The organism is Luteibacter sp. PvP120, from assembly GCF_054055715.1.
The window spans coordinates 280,776-297,420 of record NZ_JBSRXP010000002.1; the positions used below are offsets into that span (position 1 = coordinate 280,776).

Here is a 16,645-nt window from a genome sequence, read left to right on the forward strand (position 1 = left end):
CAGGGCGCAACAAGAGAAAGCCGGCGTTGCCGCCGGCTTTCAAGGACTTGGCCGTGCCGTGTAGGCACTTACCGGTAGTAATTACCAGCCAACGCCCACACCCACGCCACCCGAGGACTCACCACCGCTGACGGCGGCACCGAAGGTCAGACTGGCGCGCGGCGAGAGGCTACGCGAGTAGCCGACCGACAGGGCTCCCTGCCCCTTGTACCCGCCTACGCCGACGCCGAGCCGGTTGTCGCCGCTGACCCCCTGCGTACTGAACGCCATCTGCGACATCGCCGCACCCATGGCGCCCACCCGGTTGAGGCGGTCGTTGAGGTTGTTGAAGCGATGATCGACCTGGCGCTTGTAGTCATCGAACGCGCCGCCGCTGACCACATCCCCGAACTTCTGATCGGTATAGGCCTTGGCGCTGGTAAGCGTCGTGGCATCTCCCTGGTCGGCGTAGGACTTTGCGGTAGCGACTGCCTGGTCCACCTGGCCGACATTGGCGGCATCGGTGGTGGCGGTGCCGGCGGCGACGTTGGTGACGCGACGTTGCGCGGTGGCACTGCCGACCGACACGGTGTCGGCCTGGTCGGCCACCGAGTTGGCGCCCAGCGCGACGCTGTTGGTGGCGGCCGCCGTCACCGTCGCCCCCGTGCCCACCGCGGTACCGTTGTCGGCGCCGACGGTGGCGTTGGTGCCCACGGCCAGGTCGGTCGGGTCCTTGGCGAAGCTGCCGGTGCCGATGGCCGTGCCGCCGCCGGTGCCTTCCGCCACGGCGGCGGCGGTCACGGGCGCAGCCGCGACCACCGGCGCCGCGGCTGCCGTTACCGGCGCGGAAGCGGTCTCGTCGGCTGCCGTGGTCTGCGTCGTGCTGGCCACGCTGGTCGAGACCAGGGCGTTGCGCCTTACCGGCGTGGCGCCGGGGATCGTGCTGCCACCCGCGGCAGACTCCAGCTTGTTCACCCGCGTGCCGATCGACGACAGCGCGCCGTCCAGGGCACCCACCGCGTCGCCTACGGTGCTGTAGGCGCCGCCCTGCACCTTGTATACCGGGCCGACGAAGCCGTTGGCGCCCATCGTGGCGCCGCCGCCGAGCGCCATGGCCATGGTGTTCCCGGCAAGGCTGGACGTGCCGGAAAAGGCCCCCGACATCGCCGTGTTCAACTGACCCAGGTTCACCGCATCCGTGGTCTGCGTGCCCGCGGCCACGTTGGTGATCTGGCGGTTCCCGCTCGTGCCGCCGACGGATACCGTGTTGGCGCGCGTGGCGACCGAGCCGGCACCCAGGGCCACGGAATTCACGCCGAGGGCGCGGGCGCTGTCGCCGATCGCCGTGGCGCTGGTGGCGCCGGCGTTGGCGGAGGCGCCGATCGCGGTGGCCGACGTCCTGCTGGCTGTCGCGAACGCGCCCTGCGCCGTCGACAGGTCACCGCTGGCGCGGCTGCCCGCACCGATGGCGGTGGCGAAGGCGCCGGTGGCGCTGGCGTCGTCGCTGCCGTCACCGGCGCCCGTCGCGGACACATAGTGGGCCGCCGAGCTGACGCTACCGGCCAGATCCGTCAACTGCTGGACATTGGCGGCATCCGTGCCCTGCGAACCGGCCGCCACGTTGGTCACCTGACGTTCGCTGCCCCGTGCACCGACCGATACGGTGCCCTCACGATCGGCGTTGGCGCCGGCGCCCAGCGCCACGCTGTTCGCCGCAGTGGCCGTCGCGCCGCTGCCGATCGCCACCGCGCCGGTGGCCGGCGTCGTGACCAAGCTGTTCGCGCCCAGCGCGACGCTGGCGGCACCGCGTGCGGTGGAGAAGTCGCCCACGGCCGCGCTGCTGGCACCGGATGCCCAGCTGTTGATGCCCAGGGCAGTGGCATTGTCACCCGGCGCATAAGCGAAATAGCCCAGCGCCGTGCTGCCCACGCCTTCGGCAGCCGCGATGCCGCCCAGGGCGGTCGCGTAATCGGCGGTCGCCTGCGCACCGGCACCGAAGGCCGCGGCGCTGTCACCGGTGGCACCCGTATAGACGAGGCCCAGGCCCGCCAGGTTGCCGGGGCCACCTACCGCCACCGAACCCGCGCCCGAGGCGGTGGTCGACGTGCCGACCGCGGTCGAGTAATCGCCCGTGGCATTCGCCACCGCACCGAGCGCCGTGGACTGCGCGCCCGAGGCATAGGCGCCGACGCCGGCCGACGTGGACGCGAAACCGCTGGCCTGCGAACTTGCGCCGATGGCCGTGCCGCCAACGCCCGCACTCGTGGCCCCGGTATCGACCGGGTTGCCGTTCGTGTCGGAGATCAACGGATTGCCGTCCGCGTCGATGGCGTTGCCGCCCACCGCGACGCTGCCGGCGCCCGTGGCCTGCGCGCCGGCACCGAAGGCCGCGGCATTCTTCCCGCTGGCCACGCTGCCGTATCCGTTCGCCGTGGAGAAATCGCTGGTGGCGACTGCGCCCGCACCCGTGGCCGTCGCGCCGGTACCCGCCGCGAACGCACCCGAGCCGGAGGCCGTGGCGTAATCGCCGACCGCCTGCGCATCGTCGCTGCCGTCGCCCGCGCCGTTGGCCCGGAAATAATGACCGGCATCGCTGGTGGCGGTGGACACCGCGTCCAGCTGTTCCTTGTTCACCGCATCGGTAGATTCGGTGCCCGCGGCGACGTTCGTGATCTGTCGCTCGCTGCCCACATCGCCGACCGACACCGTGTTGTCGCGTTCCGCCTGCGAGCCGGCGCCCAGGGCTACCGAGTTTTCGCCCAGCGCCCAGGCGTTCGCACCCAACGCCGTGGCGTTGTTGCCCAGCGCCCAGCTGTTGCTGCCCAGCGCCACCGCGTTCTCCGCCTCCAGCCCGAACAGGCCGAAGCCCGTCTCCGCCGCATTACCGATCGCCACGCTGCCCGCGCCCGAGGCGCTGGCGCTGCCACCCACCGCCACCGCACCGGCGCTGTAGGCCGAGGAACCGTAACCGTTCGCCACCGACAATTCGCCATCGGCAAACGCCTGCGAACCGGTCGCCGTCGCGCCGTTGCCCGAGGCCTGGGCCAGGAAACCGCTGGCCGTGGACTGTTCGCCCTGAGCAAACGCCGCCGTGCCCAGTGCGGTCGCATACGCACCTTCCGCCTGCGCGCTGGCGCCGATCGCCGTGGCGGCCAGGCCGGAGGCCGTCGCCGGCCCCACCGCTTCGCCGGTCGAGGTGTACGTGATCAGCGGATTGCCATCCGCATCCAGCGCCTGCGCGCCGATCGCCGTCGTGCCGTTGGCCGTAGCCTGTGCGCCCGAACCGTACGCCGCGCTGTTCTGGCCCGAGGCCGACGCCCCGTAACCGCCGGCCGTGGCGAACGACGCATTGGTGCTGGCACCGCTGCCGATCGCCGACGAACCGGTGCCCTGGGCGATCGCGCCCTGGCCGACCGCCGTGGCGTAGTCGCCGCTGGCGAGGCTGCCCGCGCCGTAACCCGACGCACCGGCACCATCGGCGATCGCGCCGTGGCCGTGCGCGCTGGATTCGTCACCGAACGCCGCACTGCCCTCGCCGGTCGCGGTGGCGCCCGCACCGGACGCCTCGGCGTTGGCACCGTAGGCCGCGCTGCTCGCACCCGTGGCAAGGCTGCCGTAACCGCTGGCGGTGGCATTCGCGCCCGTCGCAACGGCACCGCTGCCGAACGCCGTGGCGCCATCGGCGCCGGCAAACGCACCGGAGCCCGCCGCGGTGGCGTAGTTACCCGAAGCGAGCGCATCGTCCGAGCCGTCGCCGTTGCCGTTCGCCTTGAAGTAATGGCCCGCATCCGCCGTAGCGGTGGACACCGCGTCCAGCTGTCCCTTGTTCACCGCATCGGTAGCTTCGGTGCCCGCGGCGACGTTCGTGATCTGCCGCTCGCTACCCACATCGCCGACCGACACCGTGTTGTCGCGTTCCGCCTGCGAGCCGGCACCCAGGGCCACCGAGTTCTCGCCCAGCGCCCAGGCGTTCGCACCCAGCGCCGTGGCGTTGTTGCCCAGCGCCCAGCTGTTGCTGCCCAGCGCCACCGCGTTCTCCGCCTCCAGCCCGAACAGGCCGAAACCGGTCTCTGCCGCGTTGCCGATCGCCACGCTGCCCGCACCCGACGCGCTGGCGCTGCCACCCACTGCCACGGCACCGGCGCTGTAGGCCGAGGAGCCGTAGCCGTTCGCGACCGACAGTTCGCCATCGGCAAACGCCTGCGAACCGGTCGCCGTGGCGCCGTTGCCCGAGGCCTGGGCGAGGAAACCACTGGCCGTCGACTGCTCACCCTGGGCGAACGCCGCCGTGCCCAGCGCGGTCGCATAGGCACCTTCCGCCTGCGCGCTCGCGCCGATCGCCGTGGCGGCCAGGCCGGAGGCCGTCGCCGGCCCCACCGCTTCGCCAGTCGAGGTGTACGTGATCAGCGGATTGCCATCCGCATCCAGCGCCTGCGCGCCGATCGCCGTCGTGCCGTTGGCCGTAGCCTGTGCGCCCGAACCGTACGCCGCGCTGTTCTGGCCCGAGGCAACCGAACCGTAACCGGTGGCCGTGGCGAACGCGCCGGTCGAGACCGCACCGGCGCCGAACGCGCTGGTACCCGTACCGTTGGCGAACGCGCCGGAACCCGAGGCCGTGGCGTAATCGCCGACCGCCTGCGCATCGTCGCTACCGTCACCCGCACCGTTCGCCTTGTAGTAATGGGTGGCGTCGCTGACGCTGTCGGCCAGCGCGGTGACATCGCCCGACACGCCGTCGACGCGCTTCGACAGCGTGTCCACGCTGCGGGAGACGCCGGTCACGGTCGTGGACACCTTGTCGAGCTGACCCTTGTTCACCGCGTCGGTGGCCTGGGTACCGGCGGCGACATTGGTCACCTGCCGCTCCGCACCCGCGCGGCCCACGGACACACTGTTGGCGCGGTTGGCGATGCTGTCGCTGCCGATCGCCACCGCGTTGTTCGCGATGGCGCGGGCGCCACGCCCGATCGCCGTACTGCCCACCGAGGCAGCGTTGGCACCCTGTCCCACCGCCGTGCTGTCCGCACCCGACGCACGCGTGCCCTGCCCGATCGCGGAAGAGAAATCGCCGGTGGCCTGGGCATCCTGGCCGACGGCGGAACTGGCGTTGCCGCTGGCCTTCGCATCCGTGCCCAGCGCGATGCTGAAATCGCCGATGGCCTTCGCAGCCTGACCGCAGGCGAAGGCGTCGTTGCCCTTGGCCGCCGGTGCCTTGCCCTGCAGGCCCAGCAGGAAACCGCCGCACACGGTACCGTTGTCCTTGGCCTGCACGGGCCCGCTGCCCAGGGCCAGCATCACACCGGCCACCAGCGGCAGCGCCGCCATGGTGGCACGCAGGCGACGGGAGGCGCCGCCCTTGCCCCTGGCACGTGCCAGTTCCGATGCCACGACCAGCATGCCGAGCGATGCGTTCCAAACCTTGCTGTAAATGGTGTTCACGTCACGTTCCTCCCAGATATCCGCCATGAGCGATCGGTGCGCGGGCGCGCTGCGCGCGGCCCGTCGTCCTTCCGTCGTCACACGCCGGACGAGAATGTCCATACGGCCCGACGACAAGCATCGTTCGGCCGTCCATACGTCTTTTTACGAAACCCCTTGCCCCGCGTTGCGGGCCCCCTCGTGGAGCGCGACCCCGGCGAACCGGGGCCGCGTTCCGGCACGTCCTCAGAGCGTGTACGCACCCAGGACGGTGACGCCCGAGTACGCCGCTTCGCCCTTCACCGTCAGCGTCCACACGCCGGCGGCCGGCTTACTCGCCGTGAACGGCTCGCTGTTACCCGGACGGTTCGGTTGGACCTTGACCACACCCTTGGGATCGGCCACCGAGATCGACACGTCGCCCGACCCGCCGTAGGTGCGCAGGGTGAGCGTCTTCGCGTTGTCCGGCACGGTGAGCTGGTAGGCCACCGAGGCACCGAGCGCGCCCTTCTGGTTACCCAGTGCGGCGTTGTTGCCCAGCACGATGGCCGACGGTGCCGTGGCCGGACCCCAGGCCGCGTACTGCGCCTGCGTCTGCGCATCGGACAGGCAGGCATTCAGGCTGGACGCCTGCGTCGCCGTGACCAGGCCGTCGCTGGCGAGCTGCGTGGCATAACCACGTACCGCGGCGCGGTAATCGCCCACCGTGGCGGACGAACTGGCGAGGATCTTCGCGTTGGAGATCACGTTGGCACCGATGATCACGCCACCCGGAACGAGGGTCGGGATACCGGTGTCGCAGGTGAGCAGCTTCTGCGAGGTGCGGTTGAGGCCCCAGCCGATGTCCTGGAACAGGGCCGGCGTCAGGTCCACGTCGATCTGGCCGACCAGGTCCTGGTTGATCGCATACTCCATGATCGCGTTCGGCGTGAGCCGGGTGTCGTAGTGCGAGAACGACGAGCCCTGTGCCAGCGTGGTCGGTGCATAGAGCAACACGTTGCCCTGCGCATCCGCGCCGGCCAGGCCGCTGCCCTGCCCCACGGTACCGGTCAGGCCCGACAGGTTGGCCTTGAGCTTGTTGCCGTCCACTTGGCTGACCGCGATCACCGGGATGTTCACCGGCGAGGCGGGGGTGCCTCCCGGCGTGATCGCACCGGCCTGGTTGTTGGCGATGAGCACGGCGGTGGCGCCGGCACCCTGAGCGTTCAGCGTCTTGACGGTGAAGTCGCAGGTACCGCGATCGATGATGGCGATCTTGCCCGCCAGCGCCGAGGCGTTGGTGATCGCCGTGCACCCGTCGGCCGGCGCGGCCTGCACCAGGCTGCCGGTGAAGTTGGCCGCGGTGGCGGCGGGGCCGAAGGCCGCCTGCGAATAGCCGTACTCACCGGCGGCCGCGGCCGGCGCGGTCACCTTGAACACGTTGGGCAGGCCGAGGGCCAGCGGCGCTTCGGCTTTCACCGTCGCCCCGGTGAACACCAGCTTGCCGTCGTCCAGTGCCGCCGTGACGCGCTGCGCGGGTGTCAGGTCGTACCACTTCTTCATCTGCGTATCGTTGTAGACGAAGGACGAGTAGATGTCCGGACGCGCCACGCCGTCGTCACCCACGTAGCCGGAACCGGTGGTCAGGCTGTTGAAGCCGGAGAAACCCAGGCCGTGGGCCATCTCGTGCAGCACGACGTTGAGGAAGTTGATCGAACCCGCCGGCGTCTTGCCGTCGAGGCCGAAGTACCACTTGGAGCCTTCGAGGCATCCGGTGGTGCCCAGCGCGCCGTTGAACTGGCTCTGGATATCCGCCTCGCCGGGCGAGCCGTCCTCGTGGGTCAGCGCGTCGAACAGCGCGGCGTGGTACCAGGTGTTGCGCACCGCGCCCGCCGGCAGCGTGCTGGTGTCGTCGAAATAGTAGATGTTGGTGGTGCCGGACGAACCCAGCACGCCGGAGGTCGCGTCGCACGACAGCGGCTTGAACGTGGCGTTGTTGACGATGGTCACGTCGCTTTGCAACACGGCGCCCCAGATGTCCGCGGCGAACAGGTAGACGTTGAGGGCCTGCTTGCCGTACGTGGTACCCGGGTTGCCGCCGACCGGCGAGACCGGCGTCGGATCGTCCAGGCCCTTGCCGGTGCCGGTGTCCTGGTTGACGATCTTGATGTCCGCGGCCTGGGTCACGCCGATGCTGCCGAACAGGCTGGCGGCGGCCAGTGCGGTGAACAGGAGGTTGCGGCGGATCATCGTGTCACCTCCGGTGCGTTCGTCGCAGGTTGCACGCCGTGGTCGTCGTGGTGCACGGCGACGCTGCCGTCGGGCATGCGTTCGGCGACGACGCTGTTCATGAGTTCCTGCGGCACGCGCACTGACCTGGCATGCACGCCGTTGCCGAGGCTGAGCGTGCGGAAGGTGGAGCGCGCCTCCGCGGCGGTGCGTGGCTGCGTGCTCAACGAAGCGGCGTTGCCACCGCTGGCCTGGAAGGCCTTGGACAGCGAGGCGCGCTCGGCGGCGGTGGGCTCACGCAGCCGACCGGTCGACGGGTCGATGGCGACCTGCACGCCCTGGACCATGACGGTCTGCGGTGCGGCGGCCGGTGACGTTTCGGCGGCGCTTGCCGCGCCCGCCACGGTGAAGATGCCCGTCAGCACCAGGCCGAGGGCCTGTGCCAGTGTTGGTGAATGCATTGCCGATACCTCCCTAAGACGGCGGCGGGACCCCTCCCTGCACGCCCACCGGCGAAGACCCCCTCGCCAGCGTAAAAAACCCCCACAGGCCCGCCGACGCATGACGCGTCGGCGGGCCTGGTTCATGGCGCCGTGAAACTTGCCTGCACGGTGACGTTCGCGAAATCCTTCACACCCACCACCGTGACGTACCAACTGCCCGCCGCGGGACGGGCAACCGTCACCGCTTCGTTGTTCGTCGACGGCTTGATCGACCGATAGTCGTAGACGCTCGACGACGCGGCTTCGCCACCCTTCACGTAGAGCGACACGTCGCCGCTGCCACCGAAGCTGCGCAAGGCAAGCGAGCGCGCACCCGCGGGCACATCGATGCGGTAGACCAGCACGCCGTCGGCGCGACCGGCCTGGCCGGGCAACGCGACCCCGTTGGCCAGGGCCGTGGCGTCACCGCCGGGCTCGCCCGGATCGTTGCCGAGCGCCTTGTTCACCGCGGCGTACGCATCGAGGATGCCGGCGCCGATCGGCTTGTCCGGCGTGGCCGGAAAGGCCTGCGCCGTGGCGGTGAGCAACGTGCGGATGGCGGCCGGTGTCGGCGTGGCCAGGCCGGCCGCCTTCGTCGCGGAGAGGATCAGGGCCACGGAGCCGGACACATGCGGCGTCGCCTGCGAGGTACCCGCCATGCCGCCGTAACTGGCGGTCGTGGGCTCTTGCGTACCGGCGTTGATCGCGGACCAGATGAAGCCCGCCTGCACGGTGGCACCCGTGGAGCCGTCGTTCGCGTAGATACCGCCACCCGGTGCGGACAGCGCCACGGTGCTGCCGTAGTTGGAGTAGTAGGCGCGCTTGCCCGCAATGCCGTTGGCAGCCACGGTGAGTGCGCCGGGGCAACTGGCCGGCGAGTAGTTCGCTGCGTCGGCGCCCGAGTTGCCCGCGGCGACGACCACCGTCGTGCCGCGCGACATCGCGGAGGCGATGGCATCGGAGGTCACCGCATCGGACGCGCAGGAACCACCGCCGCCCAGGCTCATGTTGATGACCTGCGCGGGATGGGCATTGTCGGGGACGCCGTCGACATGCCCACCCGAAGCCCAGACGATCGCGTCCGCGATGTCGGAGGTGTAGCCGCCGCAATGGCCGAGCACACGCACCGGCAGTACCTTCGCCTTATAGGCGATGCCGGCCATGCCGGTGGCGTTGTTGCTCAGCTCCGCGATCGTCCCGGACACGTGCGTGCCGTGCCAGCTGGAATCTTCCTGCTGGTCGCCGGCGGAGGGATCGATGCAGCCGCCGTTGGCGAGCAGGTACTTGTCCTCGGTGGTCCAGTCGCCCGTATCCCAGCCGCCGGGGGCACGCGCGTCCGTCGAGCGGCCCGACACGAAGCCGTCGGAAATGAAGTCGTAGCCCGCATCGGCCAGCGACAGGTCGATGTCCGGATGCTGCGTGATGCCCGTATCCAGCACGGCCACGGTGACGCCCGAACCGTCGGCGAGGTTCCATGCATTGGCGACATTGCTGCCGCCGCGGTTGGCGAAGCTGGTGGTGTCGCTGCCGATCTTCTCGGCCTCGCCCAATGCCGGACGGAAATGCCACTGGTAGCGGGCGTAGTACGTATCGTCGACTACCACCGGCGTGACCGCCGCGGCGCGGATATCGTCGATCTTCTGCATCATCGCGTCGGGCTCGACATGCCGGACGGCGGGATCGGCGGCGATCTGCCGGATCAAGGTGTCGGCTTCGCTGCGCGACAGCTTGCGCGAGGTGCGGACCAGGTCGGAACCCGTAGCGAGCTTGCGTCCGTAAACGGCTTGCGTCGTGGCGACCTTGCCGGCGCGCAACTGGCTGGTGGTGGCAGCGGTGCGCGAGAGCGCTGCGCCGATCGCCTGCGTGGCCGCGGAGGCACTGATGCGCTGCGTGGTGCCGTCACGCCAGGTGACGATGAAACGGTCGTAGCCGGTCGGTGCCCGCAGGCTGCTGACGTCGAACGTGGCCTGGGGCGCGTTCGGCCCCGCGGCGAAAACACCGGGCGTGACGCCCAGGAGAAGCGAGGCGACGAGCGTCCCCGCGACGATGCGATTTACCATCTGCACTACCCTCTGCCCGTGGTACTGCTGCAGGAACCGGTGACCGGCCCCCTTCCCTTTTTCGACGTGTGTGACGACGTCCCCTTGAGACACCTGCTTTGAGATCCTTCTGACGTCCCCTGATGCCCGTCTCCCTGACGGCGTTCGTTGAACCTAGCAGTAGGAAAATACGAACGTCAATATTTTGACGACATGCCGATCGACGTCGGACAGCTGTTACCGGGAAATCCCGCAATAGCCGCGATCGGACGTCCATACATGTTTTAATTCATGGTGTTGCGCGGCAATAACACGCGCGCACCGCATTCAAACCCTTGTCCCAAAGCGAACCAATTCATGGACTTGATCGACATCGGCGCCAACCTCACCCACGAATCGTTCCGTCAAGATTTTGACGATGTGCTGGCCCGCGCGACGGCGCATGGCGTGGGCCGGATGGTGGTAACCGGGGCATCGCGAGAGGGCAGCGAGCACGCCCTGGCCCTGGCGAAGGCCAGCGGCGGCCGACTTTTTGCCACGGCGGGCGTGCATCCGCATCACGCCATCGACTACGACGATGCCACCGACGCGCTACTGCGCGCGTGGGGCCGCGAGCCGGAAGTTCGTGCGATCGGCGAGACCGGGCTGGACTACAACCGCAATTACTCACCGCGCGAGGTGCAACGGGAGGTATTCGAGCGACAGCTGGCGATCGCCGCGGACCTGGGCAAGCCGGTGTTCCTGCACCAGCGGGACGCGCACCACGACTTCCTCGCCATCCTCACGCGCTACCGCGACCGCCTTCCGGCCGCGGTCGTGCACTGCTTCACTGACACCGGTGAGGCGCTACGCGACTACCTGGCCCTGGACTGCCACATCGGCATCACCGGCTGGATCTGCGACGAGCGCCGTGGTGCCCACCTGCGCGAGCTGGTCGGATCGATACCCGCCGACCGGCTCATGCTGGAAACCGATGCGCCCTACCTGCTGCCGCGCACGGTGCGCCCGCTGCCGAAGGACCGGCGCAACGAGCCGATGTACCTCGCGCACATCCGTGACGAGGTGGCCCGGGACCGTGGCGAGACGGCCGCAGTACTCACCGAGTCCACCGTCCGTACCAGCGAGCGTTTCTTCGGCTTGTGAACCGGATCAGCCGGCGTGCAGGCCGGTCAACGAAGCCTCGGCCAGGTCCACCTCGCGCATCAGGGTACGCAGCGTCTCGTCGTTGATCGCGTGCTTGCGCCGCAGTTCGTAGAGCTCGCGGCGCTCCGCACGCAGCGCGGCCACGCGCATCGCGCGTTCGGTGCCCGCCTCGGCGCGGGCCTTGTGTGGCACGTCGCCTTCCTCGCCCGCCGCCTCCAGGCGTTGCTGGTAGTCGCCCATCACGCGCGCGCCGACCCGGGAGGCCAGTGCGATGGCATGCTCGTCGCCCTCCTCCGCCACGCGCCGCTGCTCCTGCTCGATGCTGCGCAGCGCCGCTTCGGCGACCAGCGCCCGCGCCTTGCGCTCCTCGCGCACGCGTGGGTCTTCACCGGGAATCTTCAGCCCCTTCACCAGCCACGGCAAACCGATGGCGCCCAGTACAAGCGTGCTGAGGATGACCCCCGAGGCGAGGAAGATCATCAGGTCGCGCGTGGGAAACGCCACGCCCACGTCTTTCATCAGCGGCAGCGACAGCACGCCGGCCAGGGTGATCGCCCCGCGCACGCCGGCCAGCGCGGTCGTCCAGATCAGGCGCGTGCCGACCCGGGGTCGCTTCTTGCCGCGATGCAGGGCCCGCATGAACACGAAGCGCAGCGACACCCACACCCAGATGAAGCGCAGCACCACCAGGGCGAGCGTGATGGCCAGTACATAGGCGACCAGGTACCAGAGGGGGCCGCCACCCGCCTGCGCGATGTCGACCTTGGCACCGTCGACGATGGCCGGCAGCTGCAGGCCGAGCAGCAGGAAGATCATGCCGTTGAAGACGAACTCCACCATCGACCACACGGCGAAGTTCTGCATACGCGTCGCCACGTAGCCGCCCTTGAGGACGTCGGTGTAGTTCATGGTCATGCCCGCCGCCACGGCGGCGAGGATGCCCGACGCGCCGAAGTGCTCGGCCAGCAGGTAGGCGGCGAACGGCAGCAGGAGCAAAAGGGCCACCTGGGCGGCGGGATCCACCTCGCCGCTCCAGCGCACCAGCCGGCGGCGGAACATACCGAAGCCGACACCGACCAGTACGCCGGCGGCGACCCCTCCCAGCGCCATCACGACGAAATCGCCGGCGGCGGACGCCAGCGAGAAGCGCCCGGTGAGCTCAGCGGCGACGGCGAACTGCAGGGCCACCAGACCGGACGCGTCGTTGAGCAGCGCCTCGCCAGACAGGATGTGCATCAGCCGCGAGGGAATGGGCGACTGGCCGCTGATCGAGGTGACCGCCACGGCATCGGTCGGCGAGAGTACGGCAGCCAGCGCGAACGCCACGGCGAGGGGCACGGTGGGGATCATCCAGTGGACGAAGTAGCCCACCCCGACGATGGTGAAGAACACCAACCCGATGGCCAGGGCGAGGATGGGCCCGCGCAACAGGAAGAGCTCCCGCTTGGGGATGCGCCAGCCGTCCGCGAACAGCAATGGCGGAATGAACAGCAGGAAGAACAGCTCGTGGTCGAACTCCACGTGCATGCCGAACGGGCGGGCCAGCAGGGCACCCAGCGCGATCTGGATCAGCGGTAGCGGTAGCCGGACGGGCAGGATGCGCACGATCGCCCCGGACAGCGCGATGACCAGGAGCAGTACGAGGATGGTGATGACGAGTGACATCCGGGGAAACTAGCGACGGGACGCACATCAGGCAAGGCCGTTGTCGCCGGCTTGAAAGCCTTCTGAAAGATCAGGAGGCCCCGCAAGCCCTGCGCAGGAACCTTCTTCCATGAAATTTTCTTTATCGCCGGACGCGCGCGCATCGCGCGTTCTTGCGTCTGGAACCGAGATCCATGGCTATGTAACGCCAATCGGCCCATTCGACGGCAGCGACTGATCCATGCGATCGCGGCGCAGGCAAGTGGCGCAAGGAAATCCGTTCATGCAAATCGCCTTGAGTGCACACATCGGCGCGACTTAGCTTCGGCTTGCTTGTTGCGGTTTCGTTAACCACGCACGCGGCGCTTCGACGCGGAGGATGTCGGCGCCACCAAGGGGGCCCGGACGGCCATCCGTTTTCGTCACGACACCGCGACCGCCTTCTGCCGACGGCGGCGCGACTTTGAACCAATGGGCCTGTGGCCGGGGAGATCTACATGCAGTTGCGTCATTCATCGGACCGCGCACGGCGGCGTTCGCTTTCGTTGGCCATTGCCGTCGGGCTCGGTATCGTCAGCGCCGCATCGTTCGCGCAAAGCACCGTGGGCGGTGTGTACGGTACGGCGGATGCCGGTGCCCAGGTCACCGCCACCAGTAGCGGCAGCGGCCTGAGCCGCAGCGCTACCGCAGGCAGCGACGGCCGTTTCAATATCTCGTCGCTGCCCCCGGGCGACTACAAGATCACCTCGGTGAAGGGCGGCCAGAACACCACGCGGAACGTCACCGTCGTGGCGGGCCAGGGCTTCAACCTGAACCTCCTGGCACCCGCTTCCACCACCGCGGCAGGCGGCCCGCAGGACCTGACCACGGTGTCGGTGACCGCCAACGCACTGCCGCCGATCGACATCACCTCCAGCCAGACCAACACGGTGATGACCGCCGAGCAGATCAAGCAGCTGCCGCTGGCGCGTAACCAGACCGCCGTGGCGCTGCTGGCACCCGGCGCGACCAAGGGCGACAGCGCCTTCGGCAACCTGGCGTCGTTCGGCGGTGCCTCCGTGGCCGAGAACAGCTACTACGTCAACGGTTTCAACGTCACCAACTTCTTCCAGAGCCTGACCTATGCGCAGGTGCCGTTCGAGGCCATCGACCAGGAAGAGATCCAGGACGGCGGCTACGGCGCCGAATACGGCAACTCCACCGGCGGCGTGATCTCGGTCAACACCAAGCGCGGCACCAACGAGTGGAAGGGCGGCATCGACTACACCTGGAACCCGTACCAGCTGCAGGCCAACCAGCCCAACATCTACCTGCAGAACGGATCGCTGCTGCAGAACAACCGCCACAACAGCAACTACGTGGTGGGCAACAACGGTAGCGGCAATGCCACCGACTTCGGCCAGCGCTGGAACGCGTGGCTGGGCGGCCCGCTGATCAAGGACAAGCTGTTCATGTTCGCGCTCGTCGGCGGCACGCGCACGGCGGACGAGCACTACGGCGACGCCACCGGCGGCGGCAGCTTCAACAAGACGACCATCAAGGACCCGCGCTACCTGGTCAAGCTGGACTGGAACATCAACGAGAACAACATCCTCGAGTACACCGGCTTCAGCGATACCAGCACGGAACAACAGAGCATCTACGGCTACAACTACGACGACAACGGCCAGCCCCATCGCGGCGACTACCTCGGTCAGCAGTACGACAAGACCGGTGGCATGAACAATATCCTGAAGTACACCAGCTACATCACGGACGACTTCACGGTGTCGGCGCAGTACGGCAAGAGCACCAACCGTCGCGTCGAACGCGCGACCACGGCGGACGGCACGCTCGAGCAGTACGACGGCAACATCTTCGACGCGGTGAATTCGCCGGGTTGCCCGGTGATCGTGGACCAGCGCAATCCGGTGGTCGCCGGCTCCGCCCCTGCGGCACCGCATTGCTCGTTCACGTCGGCGGGCGAGCTGACCACGCCCAACGGCGAGGACAAGCGCAATGCCGGTCGCATCGATTTCGAGTACCACCTGGGCGACCACGACCTGAAGGCCGGCTGGGCACGCGACCACTTCACGACCGATACCGGCACGGCGTACGAAGGGGGTTCGACGTACACCTACCAGCCTATTCCGGCTTCGATCCTGGGCTACGATGCGACACTCAACCCGTCGGACAACGTCGTCAAGCAGGCCGTGTTCGCGACGGGTGCCAAGGTAGGCATCACGCAGAAGTCGTACTACCTGCAGGACAACTGGCACGTCACCGATAACTTCGTTGCCCGTATCGGCGTGCGCAACGACGGTTTCAACAACACCAACAGCCTCGGCCAGACCTACGTCAGCCAGATCCACAGCTGGCAGCCGCGCCTGGGCTTCTCGTGGGACGTGCATGGCGACTCGTCGCTGAAGGTGTACGGCAGCGCGGGCGACTACTCGCTTCCGCTGGACGGCAACGTGGCGTTGCGTGGTGCGGCAGCCTCGCTCTACCAGATCAACTATTTCAGCTATACGGGGATCGATCCGACCACGGGTGCACCGACCGGACTGGGTCCGGTGCCGGCCGCCTATGCGGCAGCCAACCCGGCGCGCGCCGTCACCCAGTACTCCAACGGCGAGGCCGGTGTGGTGCCCAATCCGGGTGCCGTGGCGACCAAGGACCTGAAGCCGTTCAAGCAGCGTGAGTTCATCCTCGGTGCGCAGCAGCAGGTAGCCGACTGGACGTTCGGCGCGAAGGCGATCTACCGGAAGATCCTGACCGGCATCGACGACTCGTGCGATTTCCGCCCGATCGCCGCGGCAGCCAATGCGCAGTACGGCCTCAACCTCGACACCACCAACCTGTCGCCCTCCGCGACCAATGTGCCGGGTTGCTACATCTTCAATCCCGGCAGTTCGGTCACCCTGCGCACGCCCGTGGATGCCACCGGCACGCTGTACGACATCCACCTGCCCGGCGCCGTCGTGGGCGAGCCGAAGTACAAGCGCTCTTACATGGCGATGCAGCTGACCGCCGAGCGCAACTTCGACAACACCTGGTACATGAAGGCGTCGTACGTCTGGTCGCACACCCGCGGCAATTCGGAAGGTGGCGTGGACTCGGCCAACGGCCAGGCCGACACCGGCACGACCGAGCTGTTCGATTATCCGGAGATCATGGCCGGCACCAACGGCTACCTGCCCAACGATCGCAAGCACACGTTCAAGATCTACGGGGCATGGCAGATCTCGCCGCAGTTCCTGGTCGGTGCCAACGCGCTGCTGCAGACCGGTCGCCCGGAAAACTGCTACGGCCTGAACCCGATCGACGGCACCATCGGCGGTTACGGCGGCGGCGCGTACCTCTACTGCAACGGCTTCGTGGTGCAGCGCGGCTCGGTGGGTCGCACGCCGACCTACTGGAACATCGACCTGAATGCGGCCTACAAGCCCGATTGGGCCAAGGGGCTGACCATTTCGGCCAACGTGTTCAACATCTTCAACAAGCAGCACACGGCGACGATCAACGAAGTGGGCGAAGACAACAACGGCAACTCGTTGTCCGGCACCACGTACAAGATCCCGACCAGCTTCCAGCAGCCGCGCTACGTGCAGCTGTCGGCCGAGTACGACTTCTCGCTCTAAGCACCACGACAAGAAGACAGGGCGCGCGCCATCCTCCGTGGCGCGCCACCTTGCAAACCTCCCCGAATCGCCGTCCGCTCCCACGGACGGCCTTTTTTTCGCCCCGGCCTCA

At 68.4% G+C, this 16,645-nt stretch carries 7 protein-coding genes and 2 pseudogenes; 2 read left to right on the top strand and 7 right to left on the bottom strand.

Annotated elements, in window-relative coordinates:
* Nucleotides 1–81: 81 nt before the first annotated feature.
* The 6 genes and pseudogenes from ACVKN3_RS05215 to ACVKN3_RS05240 form a co-directional block, all read right to left on the bottom strand.
* Nucleotides 82–1,512 (bottom strand): YadA-like family protein, encoded by a 1,431-nt coding sequence (locus ACVKN3_RS05215; RefSeq protein ID WP_456991467.1) that lies wholly within the window; start codon nucleotides 1,510–1,512, stop codon nucleotides 82–84.
* 6 nt (nucleotides 1,513–1,518) lie between these two features.
* A pseudogene (locus ACVKN3_RS05220) lies at nucleotides 1,519–2,820 on the bottom strand (YadA family autotransporter adhesin); the annotation flags it as partial.
* Nucleotides 2,821–2,991: 171 nt separating this feature from the next.
* A pseudogene (locus ACVKN3_RS05225) lies at nucleotides 2,992–5,520 on the bottom strand (ESPR-type extended signal peptide-containing protein); the annotation flags it as partial.
* 123 nt (nucleotides 5,521–5,643) lie between these two features.
* Complete coding sequence (locus tag ACVKN3_RS05230) at nucleotides 5,644–7,626, bottom strand: PA domain-containing protein (protein WP_285404142.1); 1,983 nt, start codon at nucleotides 7,624–7,626, stop codon at nucleotides 5,644–5,646.
* Nucleotides 7,623–8,066, bottom strand: coding sequence for a post-PEP-CTERM-1 domain-containing protein (locus ACVKN3_RS05235; protein WP_285404143.1), 444 nt, complete (start codon nucleotides 8,064–8,066; stop codon nucleotides 7,623–7,625). The genes ACVKN3_RS05230 and ACVKN3_RS05235 overlap by 4 nt, the downstream gene beginning before the upstream one ends.
* Nucleotides 8,067–8,188: 122 nt before the next feature.
* Nucleotides 8,189–10,147 (bottom strand): S8 family serine peptidase, encoded by a 1,959-nt coding sequence (locus ACVKN3_RS05240; protein ID WP_354513727.1) that lies wholly within the window; start codon nucleotides 10,145–10,147, stop codon nucleotides 8,189–8,191.
* Between the two features lie 336 nt (nucleotides 10,148–10,483).
* On the opposite strand from ACVKN3_RS05240, the gene ACVKN3_RS05245 reads away from it, so the two are divergent.
* On the top strand, nucleotides 10,484–11,269 hold the full coding sequence (locus tag ACVKN3_RS05245) for a TatD family hydrolase (RefSeq protein WP_354513725.1): 786 nt from the start codon (nucleotides 10,484–10,486) through the stop codon (nucleotides 11,267–11,269).
* Between the two features lie 6 nt (nucleotides 11,270–11,275).
* Here ACVKN3_RS05245 and ACVKN3_RS05250 read toward each other — a convergent pair whose 3' ends face one another.
* Nucleotides 11,276–12,934 carry a Na+/H+ antiporter gene (locus ACVKN3_RS05250; RefSeq protein WP_285404147.1) on the bottom strand — a complete coding sequence of 553 codons (1,659 nt, stop codon included), beginning with the start codon at nucleotides 12,932–12,934 and terminating at the stop codon, nucleotides 11,276–11,278.
* Nucleotides 12,935–13,410: 476 nt separating this feature from the next.
* On the opposite strand from ACVKN3_RS05250, the gene ACVKN3_RS05255 reads away from it, so the two are divergent.
* Complete coding sequence (locus ACVKN3_RS05255) at nucleotides 13,411–16,533, top strand: TonB-dependent receptor (protein WP_354513723.1); 3,123 nt, start codon at nucleotides 13,411–13,413, stop codon at nucleotides 16,531–16,533.
* Nucleotides 16,534–16,645 lie beyond the last annotated feature (112 nt).

Excerpts from the sequence above, each read along its gene's own strand:
- ACVKN3_RS05230 (WP_285404142.1), bottom strand. The coding sequence starts at position 7,626 with ATGATCCGCCGCAACCTCCTGTTCACCGCACTGGCCGCCGCCAGCCTG.
- ACVKN3_RS05235 (WP_285404143.1), bottom strand. The coding sequence starts at position 8,066 with ATGCATTCACCAACACTGGCACAGGCCCTCGGCCTGGTGCTGACGGGC.
- ACVKN3_RS05240 (WP_354513727.1), bottom strand. The coding sequence starts at position 10,147 with ATGGTAAATCGCATCGTCGCGGGGACGCTCGTCGCCTCGCTTCTCCTG.
- ACVKN3_RS05245 (WP_354513725.1), top strand. The coding sequence starts at position 10,484 with ATGGACTTGATCGACATCGGCGCCAACCTCACCCACGAATCGTTCCGT.
- ACVKN3_RS05250 (WP_285404147.1), bottom strand. The coding sequence starts at position 12,934 with ATGTCACTCGTCATCACCATCCTCGTACTGCTCCTGGTCATCGCGCTG.
- ACVKN3_RS05255 (WP_354513723.1), top strand. The coding sequence starts at position 13,411 with ATGCAGTTGCGTCATTCATCGGACCGCGCACGGCGGCGTTCGCTTTCG.